General features: G+C 68.5%; 15 protein-coding genes. 3 read left to right on the top strand and 12 right to left on the bottom strand.

The genetic code is table 11. The annotated features are described in order from the left end of the window. Nucleotides 1-7: 7 nt before the first annotated feature. From AC1Q5A_RS01365 to AC1Q5A_RS01330, 8 genes are all read right to left on the bottom strand, one after another. Nucleotides 8-1,480 (bottom strand): MFS transporter, encoded by a 1,473-nt coding sequence (locus AC1Q5A_RS01365; RefSeq protein WP_492697499.1) that lies wholly within the window; start codon nt 1,478-1,480, stop codon nt 8-10. Further along, a complete protein-coding gene (locus AC1Q5A_RS01360; protein WP_492697497.1) occupies nt 1,477-3,675 on the bottom strand; it encodes an alpha-L-rhamnosidase-related protein in 2,199 nt (732 codons plus the stop codon). Before AC1Q5A_RS01360 ends, AC1Q5A_RS01365 begins: the two co-directional genes overlap by 4 nt. Before the next feature lie 326 nt (nt 3,676-4,001). Beyond that, nucleotides 4,002-5,558 carry a GH39 family glycosyl hydrolase gene (locus AC1Q5A_RS01355; RefSeq protein ID WP_492697495.1) on the bottom strand — a complete coding sequence of 519 codons (1,557 nt, stop codon included), beginning with the start codon at nt 5,556-5,558 and terminating at the stop codon, nt 4,002-4,004. Nucleotides 5,559-5,812: 254 nt separating this feature from the next. Next, a complete protein-coding gene (locus AC1Q5A_RS01350; protein WP_492697494.1) occupies nt 5,813-7,837 on the bottom strand; it encodes a glycoside hydrolase family 13 protein in 2,025 nt (674 codons plus the stop codon). Between the two features lie 95 nt (nt 7,838-7,932). After that, nucleotides 7,933-10,179 carry a glycoside hydrolase family 31 protein gene (locus AC1Q5A_RS01345; RefSeq protein ID WP_492698088.1) on the bottom strand — a complete coding sequence of 749 codons (2,247 nt, stop codon included), beginning with the start codon at nt 10,177-10,179 and terminating at the stop codon, nt 7,933-7,935. A 157-nt stretch (nt 10,180-10,336) separates the two neighbouring features. Next, nucleotides 10,337-11,896 carry an alpha-amylase family glycosyl hydrolase gene (locus tag AC1Q5A_RS01340; RefSeq protein WP_492697492.1) on the bottom strand — a complete coding sequence of 520 codons (1,560 nt, stop codon included), beginning with the start codon at nt 11,894-11,896 and terminating at the stop codon, nt 10,337-10,339. A 34-nt stretch (nt 11,897-11,930) separates the two neighbouring features. Then, a complete protein-coding gene (locus AC1Q5A_RS01335; RefSeq protein WP_492697490.1) occupies nt 11,931-13,448 on the bottom strand; it encodes a tryptophan halogenase family protein in 1,518 nt (505 codons plus the stop codon). Nucleotides 13,449-13,568: 120 nt separating this feature from the next. Continuing rightward, nucleotides 13,569-16,481, bottom strand: coding sequence for a TonB-dependent receptor (locus tag AC1Q5A_RS01330; protein WP_492697488.1), 2,913 nt, complete (start codon nt 16,479-16,481; stop codon nt 13,569-13,571). A gap of 432 nt (nt 16,482-16,913) precedes the next feature. Here AC1Q5A_RS01330 and AC1Q5A_RS01325 point away from each other — a divergent pair, with 432 nt between their 5' ends. Together AC1Q5A_RS01325 and AC1Q5A_RS01320 are read left to right on the top strand one after the other, a co-directional pair. Then, nucleotides 16,914-18,536, top strand: a complete 1,623-nt coding sequence (locus AC1Q5A_RS01325; RefSeq protein WP_492697486.1) for an alpha-glucosidase family protein — start codon at nt 16,914-16,916, stop codon at nt 18,534-18,536. Between the two features lie 2 nt (nt 18,537-18,538). Next, nucleotides 18,539-19,513: an alpha/beta hydrolase gene (locus AC1Q5A_RS01320; protein ID WP_492697484.1), complete on the top strand. Its 975-nt coding sequence runs from the start codon at nt 18,539-18,541 to the stop codon at nt 19,511-19,513. A gap of 174 nt (nt 19,514-19,687) precedes the next feature. Here the strand turns inward: AC1Q5A_RS01320 and AC1Q5A_RS01315 are convergent, their stop codons facing one another. Then, complete coding sequence (locus tag AC1Q5A_RS01315; RefSeq protein WP_492697482.1) at nt 19,688-21,340, bottom strand: M28 family metallopeptidase; 1,653 nt, start codon at nt 21,338-21,340, stop codon at nt 19,688-19,690. 353 nt (nt 21,341-21,693) lie between these two features. On the opposite strand from AC1Q5A_RS01315, the gene AC1Q5A_RS01310 reads away from it, so the two are divergent. After that, nucleotides 21,694-22,794 (top strand): glycosyltransferase family 9 protein, encoded by a 1,101-nt coding sequence (locus AC1Q5A_RS01310; protein WP_492697480.1) that lies wholly within the window; start codon nt 21,694-21,696, stop codon nt 22,792-22,794. Between the two features lie 60 nt (nt 22,795-22,854). On the opposite strand, the gene AC1Q5A_RS01305 is transcribed toward AC1Q5A_RS01310, so the two are convergent. The 3 genes from AC1Q5A_RS01305 to AC1Q5A_RS01295 form a co-directional block, all read right to left on the bottom strand. Further along, complete coding sequence (locus AC1Q5A_RS01305) at nt 22,855-23,289, bottom strand: PepSY domain-containing protein (RefSeq protein ID WP_492697478.1); 435 nt, start codon at nt 23,287-23,289, stop codon at nt 22,855-22,857. Between the two features lie 216 nt (nt 23,290-23,505). Next, nucleotides 23,506-24,570 carry an ACR3 family arsenite efflux transporter gene (gene arsB, locus AC1Q5A_RS01300; protein ID WP_492697476.1) on the bottom strand — a complete coding sequence of 355 codons (1,065 nt, stop codon included), beginning with the start codon at nt 24,568-24,570 and terminating at the stop codon, nt 23,506-23,508. Further along, nucleotides 24,560-25,069, bottom strand: coding sequence for an arsenate reductase ArsC (locus tag AC1Q5A_RS01295; protein ID WP_492697474.1), 510 nt, complete (start codon nt 25,067-25,069; stop codon nt 24,560-24,562). The genes arsB and AC1Q5A_RS01295 overlap by 11 nt, the downstream gene beginning before the upstream one ends. Nucleotide 25,070 lies beyond the last annotated feature (1 nt).

Here is a 25,070-nt window from a genome sequence, read left to right as displayed (position 1 = left end):
GGCGCGGTTACGCGGCGTTTTCGGGCAGCGGCACGCGCAGCGTGCACAGGCCGGCGACGAGCAGGCTCACGCCGCCCAGGCCCAGCGCCCAGATCGGCTGGTTGTGGAAGAACAGCTTCAGCAGCACGCCCAGCACGCTGGCGGCCAGCAGCTGCGGGATCACGATGAAGAAATTGAAGATGCCCATGTAGATGCCCATCTTCGCCGCGGGCAGGTTGTCCGACAGCATCGCGTAGGGCAGCGAGAGGATCGACGCCCAGGCGAAGCCCACGCCCACCATCGAGGCGACCAGCCAGTGCGGGTCGCGGATGACCAGGAACGACAGCAGGCCCAGCCCGCCCAGCCACAGGTTGACCAGGTGGCTCATGCGCAGCCCGCAGGCGCGCACCAGCAGCGGGATCAGGATCGCGGCCAGCACGCCCACGCCGTTGTAGGTGCCCATCAGCACGCCGGCCCAATTGGCGCCTTCGTTGTAGGCGACCGAGGTGGTGTCGCTGGAACCGTAGAACGTCTGCGACACCGCCGAAGTGGTGTTGATCCACATCGCGAACATCGCGAACCACGAGAAGAACTGCACCCAGTTGAGCCGGCGCATCGGCAGCGGCATGCCGTGCAGGTCGCCCATGATGTGGCGCAGCGGGCCGTCGCTGCGGGTGCGGCTGAGCCACGCGAACAGCGCGCCGAATCCGGCCAGGCCGCCGGCCAGCAGGTACAGCTCCTGCTCCAGCGCGAAACGCCGGATCAGGCCCAGCAACACCAGCCCCAGCACCAGCAGCAGCGCGCCGATCTTCCACGCGCCGGCCACGCTGCCGGGCGCCTCTTCGATGCGGTTGTCGGAGAACGACTCCAACTGCTCCGGCGGGTACTCGCGGGTGCCGAGGATGGTCCACAGCATCGCGCCCAGCAGCACGAACGCACCGGCGTAGAAGGCGTACTTCACCGAGTGCGGCACTTCGCCGGCCGGCGCCGTGTTGGCCACGCCGAAGTGGGTAAGCACGTAGGGCAGGAACGAGGCGACCACCGCGCCCACGCCGATGAAAACACTCTGCATCGCGTAGCCCAGCGGGCGCTGCTTCGGCGGCAGCTGGTCGCCGACGAAGGCGCGGAACGGCTCCATCGACACGTTGAACGAGGCATCCATGATCCACAGCAGGCCCGCGGCGATCCACAGCGTGGGCGAGTTCGGCATCGCCAGCAGCGCCAGCGTCGCCAGCACCGCGCCGGCGAAGAAGTACGGCCGGCGTCGGCCGAAGCGATTCCAGGTGCGGTCGGAGAAATAGCCGATGAGCGGCTGCACGATCAGCCCGGTGAACGGCGCGGCGATCCACAGCACCGGGATCTGGTCCACGTTCGCACCCAGCGTCTGGAAGATGCGGCTGACGTTCGCGTTCTGCAGCGCGAAGCCGAACTGGATGCCGAGGAAGCCGAAACACATGTGCCAGATCTGCCAGAACGACAGCTCGGGTTTGGCCTTGCTCATGGCGTGGTGTCCCCGGCGGTGCCGGCGCCTAGCGGCGCGATGACGAGGCCGCCCACGTCGGCGGCGTTGAGCGGGCCGTCGCTGCCGCCGACGCCCCCGGTGTAGTGGGCGAAGTGGCTGAGGTAGCTCATGTTGAAACCGTCCTCCAGCGCGAAGCGGCAGCGGGCGCCGGCGCGGGCGGTGAATTCGCCCCAGCTCGAACGCTGCTGGCGCACGCTGTGCGGCATCACGATCGGCAGACGCTGTTCGGCGCCGCCGTCGCAGGCGACGGCCAGCATCTTCACCGCGGCGGTGATGCCGGTGTTGATCGGGCCGTGCTCGTTCGCATAGTCCAGCGACACCCGGTAGCGGCCGTCGGCCGGCGCCGTCCAGCTGCGCGGCCAGGCGCCGGTGACCGGGGCCAACTCGCCGCCGCAGGTCGCGGGGCTGTGCAGCGATTCGAGGCCGTCCGCGGACACGCGCGTGGCGCTGACGCAGGCGAGCGTGCCCTGCCTCGGCAGCGTGCCGCTGCCGTCGATCGCCTGCGCGCGCCGGCCGTTGACGTACAGCTGCACCTTGCCGTCCGCCCGCACCTTCCAGTGGTCGCCGTCGGCGGCGAGCACGGGTGCGGGCGGCGCCTCGGCGGCGAACAGCGGCGCGTCGGTGCGCAGCGGGACGTCCTTCACCGTGATCGCCTTCAGCGTCACCGTGATTGCCGTACCCCGGGTCGTCACGCGGTCGGCGACCAGCAGGTTGCCCTGGCGCTGCTTCGGCAGCTGCAGCGTGATGGAGCGGTCGGGCAGGGTGAGCGAGATGGCGGTGCGGTCGCCGAACAGCATCGGCACCAGCGAGGTCGGCAGCTTCGGCTGCACGGTGCCGTCCTCATTCAGGCCGAACACACCCTCGGTGACCACGGCGAAGTACGCGGCGACCGACCACAGCTGGCGCGGCGAATTCACCACCGGTCCGCTGAGCCTGCCCTCGTCCACGTGCTGGCCCTGGGTGAGCAGCTCGTAGTTTTCCATGTTGGAGCCGTACAGCGCGGCGCCGCGCATCACCGACGTGATCTCGTGGGCGATGCGCGCGGGCTGCTCCACCTCGCGCGCGGCACGCAGCGCGTAGGCGCTGACGAACGGCCAGATCGCGCGGTTGTGGTAGATCGGCTGGTCCTTGCGCTCGGGCCACAGCACCGGGCTGCCGGCGGGCCAGGTCGGATAGTTCGCCAGCGCCTCGGCGGCGCGCGCGCCGTCCGCGACGCCGCCGGTGATCGCCAGCGCGATGCCGAGCAGATCGTAGCTGTCGTTGGGCGTGCCGTCGCCGCCGAGGAAGCTCATGTACATGCCGCGGTCGGCGCGCCAGAAGCGCGCGTTGATCGCGGCCTTGAGCGCTGCCGCCTTCGAGCGGTAGTCCGCCGCGGCCTTGCCGTCGCCATGTTGCCCGGCCAGCTGCGCGGCCATCGCCAGCGCCTGGTAGTGCAACACGTTGGTGGACAGCGCGAACGACTGGCCGATGAAGGTGACCTCGTCGAAGGTCCAGGCCGGATAGCTCTGCTCGCGCCAGTCCATGAAGGAGGTTTCGCCGCGGTACAGGCCGAACGCCGGATCGAAGGCGTACTGGCGGTCCTGCGCCAGCGTGTCGCGCAGCGCGGCGTACACGTCGGCGGCGAACGCCCGGTCGTCCAGCAGGTGCCGCGCGCCGAGGAACCACACCACGCGGTCGGTGCTGATCGGCCAGCTGCCGCCCGAGCCGGTGTCCTGCATCACGTAGCTGCCCTGCGGCGCGGAGGGCACGCGCACGCCGGAGAGCTTGAAGGCCAGGCCATTGCGCGCGCGCGCGGCGTCGAAGCGCCACAACCCGAGGTCGATCGCGTAGGAGAGGTCGCGCGTCCACACGTACGGCCACTTCAGGCCGGTCACGAAGCAGTGGCAGGGAATCGGCTGGCCGTGGTCGAAGGCGCCATCGCGGATCGCCTCGACCGAATCCTGCGCGAGGTCGTCCTGCGCCATCGCGAACAGGCCGTCGAACAGCAGGCTGGCGGTTTCCGTGCGCAGCGGTTGCGCCGCGACCGCGCGCTGACCGTAGGGCCAGGCCAGCGTGTAGCGCTGCTGCGCATCGCGGCTGATCGCGACGTGCACGCCGTGCCAGTCCAGTCCGTCGTGCCAGGCCGGCGTCGCCGTGGCGGAGGCCAGCATGGCGGCCGCGATGATGCTCAACATGCGCGTACCGCGTGCGGCCCGCATTGGATGATGTGCCCGGTCGGCATGCCCCCTCCTGCAGTTGTTGTGGTGTCACGCCTGCATGTTGCCGGCGGATACAACAGGCCGGTGTGTGCTGGTTCTCGCCGCATGGTAGATAGCGTCGCACCGCAGCAACCAGCCCATGCATACGTATTCATGGGCGAATGGGCGTGGCGCCGCCCCGACGCCACCAGCACCGCTCCGTAGGGCGGACATTGTCCGCCGCTCCTGGTCTCGGCCAAAAGCCGGCGGACATTGTCCGCCCTACGGAGCAGGCCAGGCGCGGCGGGCGGCGGGTAGGCGGTTCAGCGCAACTCGACCACTACCAGTCCCTGCACCGGCACGTCGATCGCGAACTTGCCGTCGTGCACGTCGATCGACTCCGCCGCGGCCAGTTGGCCGGCTTCGCGCAGCTGGGCAATCTGCGCGCGGCTGGGGGAGTCGGGGCGGCCCATGCGGTCGAACGCGGCGACGGCGTTGCCGTGGGTTTCGTCCACGCGCCAGACGGTGGCGCGGGCGGCGGCGGGCAGGTTCTTCACCGCGATGTCGAAGCGCTTCGGCGCGCCGGCCGGCTTGCCCGGCGTGTAGCTGGCAGTGTCGCCGACCGGCGGTGCGTAGTTCCACAGTGCGATGACGACGGTGCCGTCGTCGCGGCGCGTGACCAGCGCGGAATCCGACTTCGTCGCCAGCTGCCGGTCGCCCAGCTTGTGCAGGATCGCGAACGCGTTGAACGCGGGCTTGGCGATGCGGTTGGCGGCGATCAGGCCGAAGCCGCCGTAGAACGGGTTGCGCACGATGCCCTGTTCCTCGAACACGTCGGAGAACGACCAGTAGCTCATCGCCTCGACCTTGCCGGCGCACTCGCGGATGGTGTTGGCCAGCCACGGACCCATGAACACGGTGTCGGTGACGTTGGGCAGGTTGGCGTAGCTGGCGTTGTATTCGCTGAAGATCAGCGGCAGGTGCGGGTACGGCGAGGCGGCGATCTCCTTGTGCACCTTGTCCACCGAGCGGCAGACCATGTCCGCGCGCGGGATCTTTTCGCTGGTGTGGAACACGTTGTCGGCGGTGTCGTCGCCGTAGACGTGCGTGCTGACGAAGTCGACCGGCACGTTGTTCTTGTGCACGTGCGCGAGGAAGTCGGTGGCCCACGCGGCCTGCGCCGTGGCCGGGCCGCCCACGCGGATGCGCGGGCTGACCGCCTTGAGCGCGCGCACGGTGTGGTCGTACAGGGTGAAGTAGGTGGCCTGGGCGGGCCGGCCGGCCCAGAAGCCGATGTTCGGCTCGTTCCACACCTCGAAGTACCAACTGGCCACTTCGTCGATGCCGTAGCGCTCGACCAGGTGCTTCGCCAGCGCGCCGATCATCGCGTCCCACTCGGCATAGTCCTTCGGCGGCGCGATGTTCGGGTGGTACCAGAATTCCTGCAGCGCGGCCGGGTTGGAGGTGAATTCCGGCGGCATGAAGCCGAGTTCCACGAACGGCTTGAAGCCGTGTTCGAGCAGGCCGTCGTAGATCTGGTCGATGTAGGAGAAGTTGTAGGAGATCTTCCCTTGCGCGTCGCGCTGCACCAGGCCCACGTCGTGGTCGAGGATGCCGTGGAAGCGGATGTAGCCCACGCCGGTGGCCTGGTGTACGGCGTCCAGGTTCTTGCGGTAGTCGTCGCGCAGGGCCAGCGAGGCGCGGCCGGAGCCGAGCATCTGTTCCCAGAAATGCGGGAAGGGCGTGCCCTTGGCGCTGGCATCGACCTGCAGCCGGGCGGCGGTCGCCGCGGGCGGGGCGGCGACCGCCGTGCCGGCGAGCAGCAGGGCGGCGGCGCAGACGCCCAGGGCGAGGTTTCGTAACTGTGCGGAGAGAGTCATGGCGGGGTCCTGTTCGACGCGTGGAGTGGCGCGGAAGCGGGCAGGGCAAGGCCGGTGATGGCCTCGATGTAAACGTTTACATCGAGGCGCAGTTTCCTACACGCCGAAGGCTGAGTCCAGCGGTTTGCCGGTAGTGTCCGCAGGTTCCGGAGCGAGCGGCGGGGGAAGGGGAGACCGTCCCCCCCCCCCCCCCCCCCCCCCCCCCCCCCCCCCCCCCCCCCCCCCCCCCCCCCCCCCCCCCCCCCGAAGCCGGCCTACTGCGCCAGGATCGCCCCGTAATGGCCGTTCACCGTCACGCTGACCTGGCCGTTCTGCACGGTGTACTTCGTGCCGGAGATCAGCTCGGTGAGCGTGCTGCCGTTGGTCACGCTCAGCTGCCACACCGGTACGGTGACAGTGTGCGCCACGCTGTCGTTGTTCAGCGCCACGGCGATGCGGTTGGTCGCGTCGAAGCGGCCGTAGGCAAACAGCTTGTTGGTGTCGTCGGTCAGCAGGGTCAGGAACGAGCCGGTACGCAGCGCCGGATAGCTGTTGCGGATGGCGACCAGCTTCTGGGTCAGCGCCACCGCGCTGTTGGTCGAGGTACCGACGGTCCAGTCGAAGGTACGGCGGTTGTCGGGGTCGGCGCCGCCCTGCATGCCGTACTCGTCGCCGTAGTAGATCGTGGGCGTGCCCACGTAGGTCATCTGGAAGAACAGCGCCAGGTAGGTCTTCCAGATGTCGCCGCCGGCGCGGTTGCCGAAGCGGGTGACGTCATGGCTGCCCAGCCCGTTGCTCATGACCTGCTGCACGTTGGTCGGGTAGTTGGCGCGGGTGCCGTGCAGCCAGCTGTCGAACTGGCTGGAGGGAATCGAGGCGGCGTTGCCGTTGTAGTCCTGGCCGGTGATCCACTCCGACACCGGCTGCATGAAGCCGTCGTAGTTCATCGCGCCGTCCCACTGGTCGCCGCCGTCGGTCCACGGACCGGCGTTGCCCCAGAACTCGCCGAGGATGTCGGCGTTGGGGTTGACCGATTTCACTGCGTTGCGCAGTTCGGCCGTGATCTGGTGGTTGGTCGCGTCGCTGCCGTTGTTGCCGCCCGCATCGAAGTACTGCGCCGCGTCGAGGCGCCAGCCGTCGATGGCGTAGGGGGCCTTCAGGTAGGTCTGCACCACGGAAGTGCTGCTGCCGTAGATCGCGTTGCGCACCGCCGAGCCGCTGGCACCGTAGTCCAGCTTGGGCATGCTGGAGATGCCGAAGAAGGCGGAGTAGGTGTTTGGCCAGGTCTGGAACGTGTAGTAGGCGTACCACGGGCTGGACTGCGACTCGTAGGCGCCGGTGGTGGTCCACCAGTTGTACTTGTCGAACCACTGGTGGGTGTCGCCGGTATGGTTGAACACGCCGTCGAGGACCAGGTAGCCCTGCGGCCCGTTGGCGGTGCCGTGGATGTCGGCGGCCAGCGTCTGCAGCAGCGTGTTGCTGCCGAACGCCGGGTCGACCTTGGTGTAGTCCTCGGTGTCGTACTTGTGGTTGGTCGGCGAGAGGAAGATCGGGTTGAGGTAGATGATGTTGGCGCCGACGGTGTTCTTGATGTAGCCGAGCTTCTGGTCGATGCCGGCCAGGTCGCCGCCGAAGAACACCGCGCTGTTGCAGCCGCTCACGTTGGAGAACACGCTGCTGCCCCAGGCGTGCTGTTCGGTGGCGCAGCCGGCATAGGTGTACTGGCCATTGGTCACGTCGTTGCTGGCGTCGCCGTTGTAGAAACGGTCGGGAAAGATCTGGTACATCACGCCGTTCTTCATCCAGTCCGGCGTCTTGAAGCCGGGGAGGATGTAGAAGTCGCCCGAGGACGGCTCGGCGGAGGAGATGCCCGCCGCGTTGTACCATGCGGTGGCGGTGCCGTCGTTGATCTGCAGCCGGTAGTACTTCTTCGAGGCGCTGGCCGGCACCGTGCCCTGCCAGAGATCGAACGTGCCGGTGGCGTCGTTGGCGGTCCAGTGCATGGCCACCCAGTGGAACAGGCCGTCGGCGCTGTCGTAGTACTTGATGTTGGCGCTGGTGATGTCGTTCTTGAAGGTACGCAGGGTCAGGGTGACCGCCTGGGTCGCGCCCGGTTCGGGGTTGCTGTCATAGAGCGGGCCCTGGTCGTGGAACAGGCCGTTCCATTCCACGTTGTTGTCGTTGCTGGCAGCCTGCGCCTGCTCGTGGATGGCGGGCAGAGCATAGAGCGCCAGCGCGGCGGCGAGTGCGCACGCCAGGGTGGGTTTCGAGCGATGTTTCGTGTCGCCTTGATTGCCCATCGAACATTCCTCCGCGGTTGGGTGGATCCGGCATGCCGCGCGGGCATGCCGGGGTTCTTGCGCCTTCAGGAAACCTTGGAACGGGCGGGCCGGGCCTAGCGGGTGAACGTGATCTGCGCGGCGCGCGCCGCGGCCGCGCGCACCCAGGTGACCTCGCCGTAGCGGTCGTGGCCGCGGGCCCAGCCTTCGCCGCCGCTGCGCTGCAGGGCGTCGAGGCTGTCGAACGCCGGCAGCTTGCCGCCGACGCCGGTGGCCGCGTAGCCGTGGATCTTCAGCAGGTAGAAGCGCAGCGCCGGCTTGAAGCTGCCGCTGGCGGCGCCGAGATCCAGCTGCACCGCATCGCCGCGGCGCTGCGCCGAGAGCGACTGCAGGAAGTACGCGCCGTGCTCGTAGCCGTAGGTGGCGCCGTCGTCGTCGTAGTAGTCGAACGTGCTGCGCTGCGCCGCGGGGAACACGTCGACGCCGAGCTCGGTCACCGGCCGCTCGCCGACGTAATCCATCGGCGGCTGGGTGGGAATGATCGCGCCGTCGCGGATGAACAGCGGGATGTCGCCCCAGCCCTTGCTGTCGATCGCCAGGTGCACGGAGCGGCCGCCCTCGTAAGTCTTGCCGCTGAACCAGTCGATCCAGCGCCCGGCGGGCAGGTAGACGTCCTTCGTGGCCTGGCCCTGCACTACCACCGGCGACACCAGCAGCCAGTCGCCGAACAGCCAGCTGTCGACGTCGTTGCGCACGTTCGGGTCCTGCGGCCAGTCGAACAGCAGCGGACGCACCAGGCCCACGCCGGTGGCGCGGCGCACGTGTTCGTAGCTGTAGATGTACGGGATCAGCGCCTGGCGCAGGCGGATCGCGGCAGTGGCGGCCTTCTCGGCGAGCGGACCGTACACCCACGGCTGGCGCTTCTGGCCGAGCTCGCCGTGCACGCGGAAGATCGGCGTGAACGCGCCGAACTCGATCCAGCGCGCGTAGTTCTCCGGCGTCGGCGTGCCGTTCTTGAAGCCGCCGCCGTCCATGCCCCACTGCATCGCGCCCACGTTGACCGCGCTGAGCATGCGCGCCCGCTGGCCGGCCATGCTGGCGAAGCCGGTGGGGATGTCGCCCGACCACAGGCCGTAGGCATAGCGCTGGGAACCCAGCCAGAAGTTGCGGTTGATCGACCACACGCGCAGGTTGGAGTGCGCGCGCTGGCCGTCGTAGGTGGCGCGCTGCATGTTGAGGAACTGGGTGTTGCTCCTGGTGGTGTCGGCCTCGTCGTTCCACCAGCCGACGATGCCGGTGTCGAAGCTGTGCGCCAGCTGCGGGTTGAACCACCACGCACGCGCGGCGGGCTTGTCGAAGTCGATGTCCTTCACCGGCTGGTGCGAGAAGTAGTCGGGGCTGGTCTTCTCGCCGGGCAGCCACAGGTCGTGCGCGGTGGCGTAGCGACCTTCCACGGTGTCCACGTGCACGCGCGGCTTCATGATGCCGGTCATGTGCACGCCGAGCGCGGCCATGTCGGCTTTCAGCTTGCCGCTGGGGCCGTCGGGGAATTTCACCGGGTTCCAGCTGAACTCGCCCCAGTCCTTGCCCCAGTCCTTCCAGTCGAAGTCGAAGGTGAAGGCGTCGAGCGGGATGTGCTTGGCGCGGTAGGTGGCGACGATGTCGCGGAACTCCTTCTCGTCGATGCCCCACTGGCTGTTGGTGAAGCCCATCGCCCACTTCGGGAACAGCGGCGTGCGGCCGCTGAGCTCGGCCAGTGCGCCGAAGAGCCGCGCGGGCGTGCCAAGCAGGATATAGACGTCCATCTCCTGACGCGTGCTGCTGGCGTCGATCGTGCCGGGCCGCAGCGTGAACGTGGCGCCGTCGCTGTCCAGCAGCACGCCGTAACCGGCGGTGCTCCACACGAACGGCGCGCCGGCGTGGCCCTGTTCGCCGGCGGTGGCCAGCTGCCGACCGCTGCGCAGCAGGCCGGCGGAGGCATCCTGCGTCGCGTTGTAGCCGCCGATGCCGTACAGCGCGTCGCCGGCGGCGTGTTCCGCCTGCAGCTTGCCGTGGCGCAGGGCATCGGTATCGATGCTGAGCAGCGTGCGCTGCTGCGCGTCGTCGATCCGCAGCCGCTGCTGCTGGCGATCCCAGTGCACCGAGGCCAGGGCGGAGGCGAGGCTCGCGCCATCGGCGGTCTGCATGGCCTGCGCTCCGTCGAAGTCCGGTGGCGTACGTGCGGGATCGAGTACCAGCGCGGGCTCGCCGGCTGGGCCGTGGCGTTCGGTGCGGACGCGCACGATGCCCGGTGCGACGAAGCGCACCTCCAGCTGCCCGGCGCCCAAGTCGATCGTGATGGCGTGGTCGGCCAGCTGTGCCATGCGGGGTGCCTGTGCGGTCTGCGCGGAGGTGGTCGCGGCGACGCCACCGGCCGGGGCAAGGGCGAGGCCCAGCCACAGCCAGGTGGCCAGGGTCGGGCCGGGTTTTGCGATGCGGGCGGGCGGGGTGGTCACGTCGGGCTCCTCGTGGGTCACGTCTTCAATCCAGGATGGCGCTGGCGTACGGCGGCAGCGACAGGCGCCCGCGCTGCAGTACGGTGTCGGGGCGGCTGTGCCGCAGCACGCGGTGGTAGCGGGTGTCGCCCAGCGGCAACTGTTGCGCCTGGCCGGACAGGTTGTGCAGCACCAGCATGTGGCTGTCGGCGTCGTCGAGCCGCCAGGCGGCGATGTGCGGGTTGGCCAGCGGGTACGCGCTGAGCCTGCCGTCGCGCAGCGCGTCGATGCCGCGGCGCCAGCCGATCAGCATGGCGTAGTAGTGCAGCAGCGAATCGCCGGCCTGCTGCTCGGCTTCCACCGAGACCGCGGGGCCGTCGCCGGCGCTGAAGGCTTTCCAGCGCGTCTCGCCGGCGCCGTGCGGGTCGCGGTGCCAGCGCATCGGCTCGCGCAGGTCCGGGTCGGGCTTCTTCCCGCGCATGCCCAGCTCCTCGCCGTAGTAGACGAACGGGTGGCCGGGCAGGGTGAGCAGCATCGCGGCGGCCATCCGCATGTGCTGCGGGTTGCCGTCGAGCTGGCTCATCACGCGTTCCTGGTCGTGGTTGGACAGGAACGGCGCGTCCACGCCGGATTTGCCGGCGACCTTGCGGTAGGCGGCGTCGGTGTGCGCCAGCAGCGCGCCGAGGTCGCCGGCGCGCTCGTCGCGCGCGCTGCCGATCAACTGCACCGCCAGCGGGAAGTCGAACGCCGCGTCGAGCGGCTTGAAGTACGGCGCCAGCTCGTCGGCGGAGTCGCGGGTCACCTCGCCGACGACATAGGCGCCGGGATTGACGACATCCAGGCCGCGGCGGAATTCGGACCACCAGGCGAGGTTCTTCTGCAGCGTGAGCGGGTTGTGGAAGTCCGCCTTGAAGTCGTAGTAGATGTGCTGCGCGGCATCGAGGCGGAAGCCGTCGACGCCTTTCTTCAGCCAGTACTGGCCGAGCTTGACCATCTCACGGCGCACCGCCGGCGTGTCGTAGTTGAGGTCGGGCATCTCGCGGGTGAAGTCGCCGAGGTAGTGCGCCGTGCCGAGCGCGTGCCAGGCCTGCGGGCCGGCGGCGTCCTCGGCGTGCAGGTCGGTATGCGGGCCGGCCCAGCTGTACCAGTCGTGGTACGGGCTGGCCGGATCGCGGGCGGCCTCGAACCAGGGATGCCGGTCGCTGGTGTGGTTGATCACCAGGTCGATGATCACCTTGATGCCACGCTTGTGCGCCTCGCGCAGCAGGCGCTCGAAGTCGGCCATCGTGCCGTACTGCGGGTTGATCGCGTAGTAGTCGGTGATGTCGTAGCCGTGGTAGCTGGGCGAGGGGTTGATCGGCATCAGCCAGATGCCGCTGACGCCGAGCGACTGCAGGTAGTCGAGCTTGGCGGTGACGCCGTTGAGGTCGCCGGTGCCGTCGCCGTCGGTGTCGTACCAGCTGCGCACGAAGATCTCGTACCACACGCCGGAGGGGGCCGCTGCCGCAGTGGCGGCGGGCGCGGCGGCGGCCCGCGCGGGGCTGCCCAGCGCGGGCTGCGCGGCGAGCAGGGCGAACAGCAGGGATGAGGCGAGGCATCGGATCATGGTTGGCTCCGGCCGCGGCGATATGCTGCGGCGCTCATGTGGCGGGGCTGCCGGCCGCACGCGCCACGAAGGCGTGGTGCGCCGGCAGCGTGTTCTTCGCGCGGCCGACCAGGGTGCGGATGTCGGCGAGGAAACCGTCCAGCTGCGGCGTGGTCAGCGCGTCGGCCAGCGGGTGGTGGCGCTCCGGTTCGATGCGCTGGCCCAGCAGCACCTGCACCCAGCCGGTCTCGGCGAACAGCTCCTCGCCTTCGCGGAACACCATGCCGGTGCGGCGGAACAGCTCGATCCGGCGCGCCAGCGACGGCGGGATCTCCATCGCGCCGCACTGCTGCCAGAACGGCGTATCGGTGCGCTCGGTGGCCTTGTAGTGCAGGATCAGGAAATCGCGCACATGTTCGTACTCGAAGCGCGTCTGGCGGTTGTACTCGTCCACCAGCGCGCTGTCGCAGTGGCGGTCGGGGAACATCGCCAGCAGGCGGCTGATGCCGGACTGCACCAGGTGGATGCTGGTCGATTCCAGCGGCTCCATGAAGCCGGCGGCCAGGCCCAGCGCGAGGCAGTTGCGGTTCCACGCCAGCCGGCGCATGCCGGTGACGAAGCGCAACGGGCGCGGATCGCCCAGCGCTTCGGTTTCCAGGTTCGCCAGCAGCTGCGCAGCGGCCTCGTCGTCGCTGATGAAGCGGCTGCAGTACACGTGGCCGTTGCCGGTGCGGTGGCGCAGCGGGATGCGCCACTGCCAGCCGGCGGTGCGCGCGCTGGCCTGGGTGTACGGGCGCATCGGTCCGCCCGGGGCGCTGGCCACCGCCAGCGCACGGTCGCAGGGCAGCCACTGCTGCCAGTTCTCGTAGCCGGTGTTCAGCGCGCCCTCGATCAGCAGGCCGCGGAAGCCCGAGCAGTCGATGAAGAAGTCGCCCTCGACGACCTCGCCGCTGTCCAGCCGCAGCGATTCGATGAAGCCGTCGCCCTCGCGCAGGCGCACGTCGACCACCTTGCCCTCGGTGCGCTGCACCGCGCCCGGCGCGATGCGTTCGTGCAGATATTGCGCGTAGCGGGTGGCGTCGAAATGGTAGGCGTAGCGGATGCCGCCGAGCGGGCTGTCGGGGATCTTCTCCAGCGGCGCGAAGCGGTTCTCGGCGGCGGCCGCGGCGTTGAGCGAGTAGGCCCACAGGTCCGGCGCGTCCGCGTGGCTGCGTTCCTGCACCGCGCGCAACCAGTAATGGTGGAACGGCGTCAGCCCCAGCGGCAGGCCGAGGTCGCCGAACGCATGCAGATAGGAATCGCCCGGGCGGGTGAAGCCGTTGAGCTGCACACCCAGCTTGTAGGTGCCATGGACGAAGCGCAGCATCTCGTCCTCGTCGATGCCGAGGAAGCGGTTGATGTGGCGGATCTGCGGAATGGTGGCCTCGCCCACGCCCACGGTGCCGATCTCGGCCGATTCGACCAGGCGGATGGCGACGCCCGTTCCGAGCGCCTGCGCCAGCAGCGCCGCCGCCATCCAGCCGGCGGTGCCGCCGCCGACGATCACCACCTGGCGGATGCGGGAGTCGTTCATGTCATCGTTCCTCGGCACCCTGTCGATATTGCCGCGCCGCTGTCGCCGCGCGGATCATGAAAAAAAGCCCCGCTGGAAAAAACACAGCGGGGCAGCATGGGGAGGTAATGTCGATACGGCTTACTGGAACTTGTACGAGGCACCCAGGGAGTAGGTGCGACCGTAGCGTTCCCACATCTTCACTTGGCGCGGGTCGTTGTTCTGGAACGTGGTGAAGATCTTGTTCGACAGGTTCGAGCCCTGCGCGATCAGGGTCAGACCCTTGAAGCGACCGCTATCGAACGTGTAGCTCACCTGGGCGTCGAAACTGCTGCCGCCCTTCAGCGTCTGCTCGATGCGCGTGGCGCTGATACCCGATACCTCGCCCAGGAAGTTCGAGCGGTAGTTGTCGCTGACACGCGCCTCGAAGCCGTTGTGCTGGTAGTAGATCGTGCCGTTGGCGACCCACTTGGACAGGCCCGGCACGGTGATCGGTGTGGCATTGCCGGGGTAGACCAGCGAGCTCTTGGTGCGGTTGGCGGTGAGGATCGTGCCGAAGCCGTCGAGCACCGGGGTGAGCAGGTTGAACGGCAGGTTCAGCGTGCCCTGGAGGCCCTTCACGTAACCGCGGCCCTGGTTGGTCGGGCCGCTCACGATGCCGTAGGGGGTGCCCAGCTGGCTCAACTGCGCCGCGCTGAGGGTGAACGGCAGGAAGGGGCTGAAGTTGTACAGGAAGGACGAGTTCGGGTTGATGTAGTCATGCAGGCCGATGAAGTAGCCGGACACCGAGAAGTAGCCGCCACCACCGCCACTGCGGCACAGGTCCGAGTTCTTCTGGTCGGCGGAGTTGCACTGGTAGCCCGATGCGGGGCCGGAGAAATAGTGCTCGTAGCTGACGTTGAAGTTGTCGGCCATCGTCGGCGTGAGCTTCGGGTTGCCGCCCGAGGCGCTGAAGTAGGCCTGGTTCGGGTCGGTGCTCGCCAGGTGCGTGACGTTGCCGCTGACCCCGAGGCCGGCGTTCATCTGATCCATGCGCGGACGGGCCAGGGTGCGGGCCGCGCTGACGCGCAGGTTGTCGTTGTCGGTGAAGCCGAAGATCAGGTTCGCGCTGGGCAGGTAGCGGGTGTAGCTGGTGCTGCCGGTTACCGGGATCAGGTTGATCCCGTTGCCGGTGATGGCACTGCCCGGCGCCACGCGCTCGCCGGTCGCACGCTGTGCGGTGTGCTGCGCCTGCACGCCGAAGTTGCCGCGCAGGCTGACGTTGCCCAGGTGGGTGTCGATGTTGAACTGCACGTACGGAGTGAAGACGTTCTCATGCGTCTTCCAGTCCGGCGGCGTGCCGGTGTTGGAGCCGAACGTCGGCACGTTCACCAGGGAGCCGTTGCCGATCAGGGCGAACGGGTTGTAGCAGAGCTGCGGGCCGATGCCCATCCACGACAGCGGATCGCAGCTGCTGCCGCCCTGGATCGGTGCGGTCTTGATGGCGTTGCCGCCGCTGAGGGTGCCGCCACCCAGCGTCAGGAAGGCCTGGTCGATGTGGTAGGTCTTGTTGCGGCGGCTGTTGCTCACGCCGAACTCCACGCTGGAGAACGGGCCGCTGGTGAAGCTGCGTTCCACCGCCATGCGCACGTTGGCGAGGTAGTCGACGGTGCGCGGCGCGTTGATGAAGCCGGCCTGCACCACATCGTTGCCGGCGCCCCAGCCTTGCGGATCGGTCAGCACCACGCCCTGGGTGTAATTGAGCGACGGGCTGAGGTTGAGCAGGCGGTTGCCGAGTTCGCTGAAGCCCACGGTATCGAGTGCGCCGTTGGCCGGGGTATAGCCGGTACCGGAGTAGCTCTCGAGATTGACGCTGTGGTTGGTAGCGCGCGAATAGTTCGCGTCGGCGTTGATCGTCCAGTTCTCGTTGATGGTGAACTTGTTTTCCCAGTTGAAGTTGTAGACCCGGGCGCTGGTGCTGTTGTAGTCGTTGCGGATCACCGGCTTGACGTTGCCGTAGGTGCCGCTCTGCACGAAGCCGTTCTGGGCGACGGCGCCCGGCAGCAGCTTCGCGGAGCTCCACCACAGCGGGAACTCCATGCCCTTGGCCTGCTGGGCTTCCTTGAAGTTGTCGTAGGTGAGGTCGATGGTGCCGGTGTAGAACTCGTTCGGCTGCCATTGCACGGTGGCGAGCGCACCGTTGCGCTTCATCGAGTCGGTAATACCGAAGTTCTTCGAGCCGCCGATCACCGCATCACCGTTCGCGTCGGAGGGATAGCCCCACGGCGCCTGATGCTGGATCTGCGTGGGATTGTCCTCCAGGTCCACGCCCAGGGTCACGCCGAGCGTGTGGTCGGCGAACTGGTTCACCCACACGCCGTTGAGGTTGTGGCCCGTGTTGCCCACGCCCTTGCCCGGTGCCAGCTCGGACATGCTGTTCCAGATGTACTTGGCATTCACTGCCGCCTCGGGGCCGCTCTTGTCCAGCGGACGGATGGTGTGCATGTCGACCGTGCCGGACAGGCCCTGGCCGATCAGGTTGGCCTGCGGGCTGAGGTGCACCACCACGTTGTCGAACCAGCTCGACGGGTACTGGTCGAACTGCACGTCGCGGTTGTTCGAGGTGGAGACCTGCTGGCCACCGTTGATCAGGGCGGTGGAGAAGTCGGGGCCGAGGCCGTGGATGGTCAGCACCTGCGGGCGGCCGTTCAAGGTCTGCACGGCGAGGCCGGGCAGGCGGCCCAGCGTGTCGGCGATGGAGGTGCCGGGCAGCTTGCCGACCTGTTCTGCCGAGACCGCCTCGACGATGGAGTCGGCGTTCTTCTTCAGCGCGGTGGAGTTCTCGATGCTGCTGATGAAGCCGTTGACCTCGACGGCCTGCAGCTTCTGCGACTTGCGCTTGCCGTCGGCGTCCTTGCTGTTCTGGTCGGCCTTGTCGGTCGACGCTGCCGGCGCCTGTTCCTGCGTGCCCTGCTGCTGGCCGGACGAGGGCGCGGTCGCGCCGTAGGCCGTGGCGCACATGCCAAGGCACACCGATGCGATCGCCATCGCCAGCACGTTATGTTTCAGAACCATATAATCCCCTCCCACAAAGGTGTGTCGCCGTCGATCTTGGTGGATAGATTCCCCGCGCTTCCGTCGGCGACGACCGTCGGCAGGTGCGCAGCCGAGGTTTTCGGCGGCGTGCATCCATGGTAGGCCGGGGTTTCTGCAGCGAAGCATTTCCTGCATACGTATTCATGCCGGGTGCCATCCAGCGTTTATTGCATTGCAACATCACATGTGTACGGAGCCGGGCCACGCGGCGTGGACCGCGGTGCGGCTTGACATGCGCCAGAGCGTATGCGCTGCGGCCGCTTGTCCCGCCGATATCGCATGTCGCACCTGCAGCACGAATGAATACGTATGCACATCCGTGCAGGTCGCAACAGGGCTGCGGCTAAGCTGATCCGCATTCAACGACGGGCGATGGAACGCGCCCGCATCATGTGCTGGGGACACGCTTAAATGACCGATGCACCCTGGTGGCGCGGCGCCGTCACCTACCAGATCTATCCGCGCAGTTTCCTGGACACCAACCACGATGGCGTGGGCGACCTGCCGGGCATCATCGCGCGGCTCGACTACGTGGCCAGCCTCGGCGTGGACGCGATCTGGATCGCGCCGTTCTTCCGCTCGCCGATGGCCGACTTCGGTTACGACATCGCCGACTATCGCGACGTCGATCCGCTGTTCGGCACGCTGGCCGATTTCGACCGACTGCTGGCGAAGGCGCACGCGCTGGGCCTGAAGGTGATGATCGACCAGGTGCTCAGCCATACCTCGACCGAGCACGCATGGTTCCGCGAAAGCCGCGAGAGCCGTGACAACCCGAAGGCCGACTGGTACGTGTGGGCCGACGCCAAGGCCGACGGCAGCGCGCCGAACAACTGGCTGTCGCTGTTCGGCGGCAGCGCCTGGCAGTGGGAGCCGCGCCGCGGCCAGTACTACCTGCACAACTTCCTGACCTCGCAGCCGGACCTGAACTTCTACCACCCGGATGTGCGCGCGGCGATCCTCGACAGCGTGCGCTTCTGGCTGGACAAGGGCGTGGACGGCTTCCGCCTGGACGCGATCAACTTCTGCTTCCACGACCGCGAGCTGCGCGACAACCCGCCCAAGCCGAAGGACAAGCGCACGGGCCGCGGCTTCAGCCCGGACAACCCTTACGCGTTCCAGTACCACTACTACAACAACACCCGGCCGGAGAACCTGGCGTTCCTCGGCGAGCTGCGTGCGCTGATGGATCGCTACCCGGGCGCGGCCACGCTGGGCGAGATCTCCTCGGAGGATTCGCTGGCGACGATGGCCGAATACACCCGTCCCGGCCGGCTGCACATGGGCTACAGCTTCGAGCTGCTGACCGATGACTTCAGCGCCGCGCACATCCGCGGCACGGTGCAGGCGCTGGAAGCGCAGATGACCGACGGCTGGCCGTGCTGGGCGATCTCCAACCACGACGTCGAGCGCGTGCTGACGCGCTGGGGCAGGGGCCGGCCGTCGGCGCAGCTGGCCAACCTGCTCACCGCGATGGTCTGCTCGCTGCGCGGCTCGGTCTGCGTGTACCAGGGCGAGGAGCTGGGCCTGACCGAGGCCGAACTGCCCTACGAGGCGCTGCAGGATCCCTACGGTATCGCGTTCTGGCCGCAGTTCAAGGGCCGCGATGGTTGCCGCACGCCGATACCCTGGAGCGATGCCGACGCCTACGCCGGCTTCAGCAGCGGCATGCCGTGGCTGCCGGTGCCGGCGGAGCATCGCGCGCTGGCGGTGAGCCAGCAGGAGGCCGACCCGCATTCGGTGCTGAACGGCTTCCGCCGCTTCATGCACTGGCGCCAGTCACAGCCGGCGCTGCGCTGGGGCGACATCGCCTTCATCGACACCGCCGAGCCGGTGCTGGCGTTCACTCGCCGCCTGGCCGGGCAGACCGTGCTGGTGGCGTTCAACCTGGCCGACGCCGACGTCGCGATCGAGCTGTCCGCGGAGCTCGGCAGGCCGCAGCCGCTGGACGGGCATGGCCTGGTGGCCGGCCGGCTCGACGGCCGCCGCCTGCTGCTGCCCGGCCACGCTGCATGGTTCGCCAGCGTGGCGTGATGATGCTTCGTCTCGTCGTCCTGCCGTGGCTGCTGCTCGGCGCCTTGCTCGTCACCGGCAGCGCGCGCGCGTCGCAGGGCGACGCCGCTGACGCACCTGTGCAGTTGCAACTCGAGGCGCCGGCGTTCGCGCCGGAGCGGATCAGGCTGGCGGTCTACCTGCCGCCCGGCTACGCGGACGCCCCTCGCCGCCGTTACCCGGTGCTGTACGCGAACGACGGCCAGGACATGGCCGCGGTGGACCTGCAGCCGACGCTGGCGCGGCTGTACCGCGAACAGGCGATCGAGCCGGTGATCGTGGTGGCGATCCGCATGCTCGACGACCGCGCCAGTGGCTACGGGCTGTTCGATCGCGCCAGCGCGCGCAGCCTCGTCGGCGGTTCGCGGATCGGCCCGATCGGCGTGCGCGCGCAGGACTATTCCGCCTGGGTCGCCACCGTGCTGGTGCCCTATGTCGACGCGCACTACCGCACGCGCCGCGCCGCGCATGGACGCACGATGCTGGGCTGGTCGCTCGGTGCGCTGAACGCGTTCAGCCTCGGCTGGCAATATCCGGAGGTGTTCGGCCGGGTCGGCGCCTTCTCGCCCTCGTTCTGGCTGGCGGCGGACCGCAGCAGCGCCACCGCGATCCAGCACACGCGGCTGGCGCAGGCGATGGTCGATCGCGGACCCCGCCGCGCCGGCCTGAAGTTCTGGTTCGCGGCAGGCACGGCGGAAGAAACCGCGGACCGCGACGGCGACGGCGTCAACGACACGATCGACGACGTGCAGGATCTGCTCGAAGGCTATCGCGGTGCCGACGGCTTTCGCGCGCGCGGCCTGAGTCAGCTCGGTTATTCGATCAACCTGGACTACGCGGGGCATCCGTCGCGCAGGGCGGATGCCTCGCTGTTCCTGTTGCCGGGCGGCCAGCACAACCAGGCGTCATGGAAGCAGATGCTGCCGCTGTTCCTGCGCTGGGCCTACGGCCGGCACTGATCTTGATCCTGCTCCTCTTCCTGCGTGCGCCAAAGGAACTCCCTTCGGTCGCAGTGGGAGGTCGAGAGTGTGGCGGATAAGATCAAAGGCCGCCCACCCCAGTCCGTAGGGCGGGCGGTGCCCGCCCTACCTGGTCAAGGCCAGTTCGCAACACGAACCCGGCGACAGCTTGGGTTACTTGCGCTCGGCGGCGCTGGCGTCGCGGATGCCGCGGAACTCGGAGTCCTTGCTCCAGTCCGGCCACTGGTCGGAGTTCGCCAGCTGGCTGCCCACGGTGTAGAGCAGTCGCAGGTCGCGCGCCATGCCGGTGAACGACCAGCTGGCCTGCCATTCGTCGGACGGCTGGTGGTAGTGCTTGGCGACGTACTCGTCCTCCCACGCCTTGCCGGCCTTCAGGCCGCCATCGACCCAGTCGTTGCCGGAGCCGAACGAGATCGCCGGCACGCCGCGCTTGGCGAACGAGAAGTGATCGGAGCGGAAGAAGTGGCCGGCTTCCGGCTTCGGGTCGGCGGTGTAGCTCATGCCGTACTGCTTCGCGTCGGCGATCAGGTCGTCCAGCAGGCCCAGCCTGGCGCTGCCGGAAATGGTGAAGTTGCGTGCGGGGCCGTGCGGGTCGAGTGCGTCCATGTTGAGCACGCCGGCAGTGGTGGCCAGCGGGTACAGCGGATTTGCGGCGTAGTACTCGGAGCCGAGCAGGCCCTTCTCCTCGGCGGTGACGTTGAGGAACACCACCGAGCGCTCGGGGCGCGGCCCCTGCGCGAAGGCGCGGCCGAGTTCGATCAGCGCGGCGGTGCCGGTGGCGTTGTCGACCGCGCCGTTGTAGATGCGGTCGCCCTTGGCGTCGGGCTGGCCGACGCCGAGGTGATCCCAGTGCGCGCTGTAGATCACCGTCTGCTCCGGGTGCTTGCTGCCCTCGATGCGGCCGACGATGTTGTGCGAGGTGATCACGCTCTTGTCGACCTTGAAGCTGGCCGACAGGCTCTCGCCCTTCAGCGTCACCGGCTTGAACGCGCGCGTCTGCGCCTGTTTCTTCAGCGCGTCGAAGTCCAGCCCGGCGTGCTTGAACATCGCGACCGCCAGGTCGCGCTGGATCCACGCTTCCAGCTGCGGATGCACGGCGGACGGCTGGTCGCGCACGATGTCGAACATCGTGTTGGTGTTGGAATTCTTCACCGTGGCCCAGCCGTACGAGGCCGGTGCGGTCTCGTGCACGATCAGCACGCCCAGCGCGCCCTTGCGCGCGGCTTCCTCGTACTTGTAGGTCCAGCGGCCGTAGTAGGTCATCGCCTTGCCGCCGAAATCGCCCACGCCGGTTTCGAAATCCGGGTCGTTGATCAGCACCACGGCGATCTTGCCGTGCAGGTCGACGCCCTTGAAATCGTCCCAGTGCCGCTCCGGCGCCTCGACGCCGTAGCCGACGAACACCAGCGGCGCGTCGGCGATCGCTACCGAGGTGGAGCCGTCCATCGGTGCGCGCACCGCGATCTGCTCGCCCTGGGTCAATGCTTCATGGCTGTCGCCGAGGGTGAGCGTGAGCTTCGGCGCACCGACGATTTCACTGCGCAGCAGCGGCACCGCCTGGGTCCAGCTGCGCTTGCCGTCCTTGAGGTCGCCGCCGGGCTGCAGGCCCGCGGCCTTCATCTGCGCCACCACATAGTCGATGGTCTTCGCCTCGGCCGGCGTGGCCGGGCCGCGGCCCTCGAACGCGTCCGAGGCGAGTGTCTTCACGTCCGCCGACAGCCGCTCGGGGCTGAAGGTCGGGGCATCGGTCGCCTGCGCGGCGGCGCAGGCGGACATGATCAGGGCGCACAGGAGCAGTCGCTTCACGGGCAGTCACCAGTCGGGGATGAAGGGTCCGCCGATAGTAGTCAGTCCGGTGGTGCCGGTCCATCCGCGCAGCGGCGACCGCGCTGTGCGGTGGGCGCAGCCGGCGCCCGAGACATTCCTGAAGCAGGGGCGTCGCCGCACGACCTGTTGCTGCAGTTCGCTACGCGTGGGTTTATGGGCCGACGACCGGTGAAATCTAAGGGCTGGCTAAGTGAATCCGGCTAGTATGGCGTCATCCCCATGGGGTCTGGTGCGCTCAAATGGTTCCATCCGCCGTGCTTCTACAAGATGCTCCTGTTCCTCCGCGCATCGCCTCGCGGTGGCGGGATGTCTTTCGGCGCCGGGTCCTTTCGTTGTTTCTGGGGCGCCTGTTCGCGGCTGTCGAGAGCCAGTTGTGCGAGCCGGGCCAGTTGCCGGCGCGGGGGATCCACCGCATCCTGATCTGCCGGCCCAACCACCGGCTCGGCAACGCGATCCTGGTCAGCCCGCTGCTCGCGGAGGTCGAGGCGCTCTATCCGGGCGCCGAAATCGACCTCGTCGTCGGCGGCGAGGCGGCCAGCCACCTGTTCGCGAACCGTTTCCTGGTCCGCCGGATATTCAGCCTGCCGCGAAAGATCGCGCGGCACCTCTGGCTCACGAGGGGGTTGTTGCGGGAGCTGCGGCGGAATTCCTACGACCTGGCCATCGACGGCAGCCAGGGCTCGCAGTCGGGCCGCTTGCTGCTGCTGATGGTCAAGGCCCGCTTCAAGCTGGGTTTCCCCGACCTGGAGACCAATCCCGGATCGGCGTGGCACGGCTTGCCTTGTCCCGACCACCTGGCGCAGCGAGGCGTATTCCTGCTGCGCGCGGCCCGGGAGCAGCCGGGGCAGGACCGTCCGTGCCCCCCGCTCAATCTGGATTTGTCGGACGGCGAGAAGCAGCAGGCGCGACGGGCGTTGGCGAACATTCTCGGCACGTCGCCGGCTCGGCCGGCCGGCCGCACGATCGTCGGCATCTTCGCCAACGCCACCGGCGCCAAGTGCTACGGCGAGGATTGGTGGCAGCACTTCGTCGATGCGCTGATGGAGCAGCGGCCGGACGTGCTGGTCGTTGACGTGCTGGCGGAGCACGGAAGGTCGCAGCTGGGCGGGGACTTCGCCCCGTACTACACGCGCGACCTGCGTCGCCTTGCCTCGATGGTGGCGAACATGGACGGCTTCATCAGCGCCGATTGCGGCGTGATGCATCTGGCGGCCGCCAGCGGCACGCCGACGCTGGGCCTGTTCTCCGTCACTGCTCCGTCGAAATATGCACCCTATGGCGGACTCAATGGGGCCATCGATACCCATGGCATGAGCGCCGTCGAGGTCGCCGGCATGGCGGCCGATTGGCTCGGCGGGGCGGTGCCTGCTGCGCAGCCGCAACCGGCCATGCCGTCGATGCGCGACGGTGCGGCCTTGCCGTTTCGCGGATGAGCCGGCGGGCGCGCCGGATCGCCGGTGTGCCCGCCGCGCAGGTTGTCCGACCGCCGCAGGCTAGTCGATGCCGATCACCTTGCCGCTGTGGGGGTCGACCTTCAGCCTGACGTGGTTGCCGGAGGCATTGTCGGCCTTGGCTTCCCACATGCCGTCGCGAAAATCCAGGTCGTGCACGTGCGTGTAGCCCTGGGTTCCCAGTGCGGCACGCACGTCCTGTTCGCTCAGCCGCGATACCTGCTCGTCGGGGTAGATCTCGCCGCTCTTCGCGTCGATGCGCAGGTCGACGCGGTCGCCGTTGGCGCTCTTCGCCTTGGTGTACCACATGCCCTGCTTGAACTTCAGGTCGTGCACCTTGGTGTAGCCTTCCGCGGTGAGTTTGTCGTGTACCTGCGGTTCGGTGAGCGCCTGCTGGGCCAGGGCGATGCCGGAGACTCCCTGCGCCAGCGTCCCCAGCGCCAGCGCAAGAGTCAGTGAAGTGAGCTTGTTGGTCATGGGGCGCGCCTCTCTGTGTGGGAAGCCCGAGTCTTGAAGGGTTCCGATCAACGTCCGATGAACAGGCCGGTCGGAACCCGCGCCCGTTCAGCTGCATTCGCGGCGTATGCGGTCCATTGCCTGGCGTTTCGCGGGTTTTACCTGCGAGTAACATCATCACGAGCGGCTTTGTGAGCGTCGGCTGCCGCGCAGGTGCGTCGGCGTGCGCCACGCCGGTCAGACGTGTTGGCGATCGAACCAGGCGGCGCTGCGGTTGACGATGTGCACCACCGACAGCATCACCGGCACCTCGACCAGCACGCCGACCACGGTGGCCAGCGCCGCGCCCGAGCGCAGGCCGAACAGGCTGATCGCCGCCGCCACCGCCAGCTCGAAGAAGTTGCTGGCGCCGATCAGCGCGGCCGGACCGGCCACGCAATGCGGCACCTTGAGCCGGCGGCCGAGACCATAGGCGATGCCGGCGTTGAGATACACCTGGATCACGATCGGCACCGCCAGCAGCGCGATCACCAGCGGCTGCGCCAGGATCGCCCCGCCCTGGAAGCCGAACAGCAGCACCAGCGTGGCCAGCAGCGCGGCGGTGGACCATGGGTCGAGGCGGCGCAGCAGCGCCTCCAGCGCGCGCGGCCCGCGTCGGCCCAGCAGCCAGCCGCGCCACAGCTGGGCCACGACCACCGGCACCACGATGTACAGCAGCACCGAGAGCAGCAAGGTGCCCCACGGCACGCGGATCGACGCCACGCCCAGCAGCAGGGCCACGATCGGCGCGAAGGCGACGATCATGATGGTGTCGTTGAGCGCCACCTGGGCCAGCGTGAAGTTCGCATCGCCGCCGCACAGCCGCGACCACACGAACACCATCGCCGTGCATGGCGCCGCGGCCAGCAGGATCAGGCCCGCGATGTAGGCGTCGTGCTGTTCCGCCGGCAGCCACGCGGCGAACACGTGGCGGACGAACAGCCAGCCCAGCAGCGCCATCGAGAACGGCTTGATCGCCCAGTTCACCAGCAGGGTGATGCCGATGCCGCGCGCCTGGCGGTGTACGCCGGCCAGCTGCGCGAAGTCGACCTTCAGCAGCATCGGCACGATCATCAGCCACACCAGCGCGGCGACCGGCAGGTTGACGTGCTGCAGCTCGATCGCCGCGAGCGCCTCGAACGCCGCCGGCAAGACATGCCCCAGCGCGATGCCGGCGGCGATGCACAGCACCACCCATACGCTCAGATAGCGCGCGAAGAAGCCGAGTTGCGCCGGTGCCGGCGCCGCGAGCTCAGCGTTCATCCGCGGCCGCCGTCTGGCCGATGGCGCGCAGCTGCTGCTGCACGACGAGCCGGTCGAGTTGCTCCAGCGGCAACGCCAGCAGCAGCTCGATGCGCCGGCGCAGCCTCAGCCAGGCCGACTGGAACGCGCGCCTACGCGCATCCTCGTCGCCTTCAGCCGCCACCGGGTCGGGCACCCCCCAGTGCGCGGTCACCGGCTGGCCGGGCCAGACCGGGCAGACCTCGCCGGCGGCGTTGTCGCAGACGGTGATCACGATGTCGATCGTCGGCGCTCCCGGTTGCGCGAACTCGTCCCAGCTCTTGCTGCGCAGCGGCGCGTGGTAGCCGAAGGCCTGTGCCAGTTCGGCGGCGAGCGGTTGCACCTTGCCGCTGGGGAAGCTGCCGGCGCTGAACGCCTTGAAGCGGCCGTTGCCGAGCACGTTGAGCAGGGCCTCGGCCATCACGCTGCGCGCGGAGTTGCCGGTACACAGGAACAGCACGTTGTACGGAGGAGTGTGCATG

Source organism: Rhodanobacter sp. GW835-FHT13D09 (assembly GCF_058793995.1).
The sequence above is the reverse complement of the archived record's forward strand: the minus strand, read 5'-3'. Positions and strand labels throughout refer to the sequence as shown.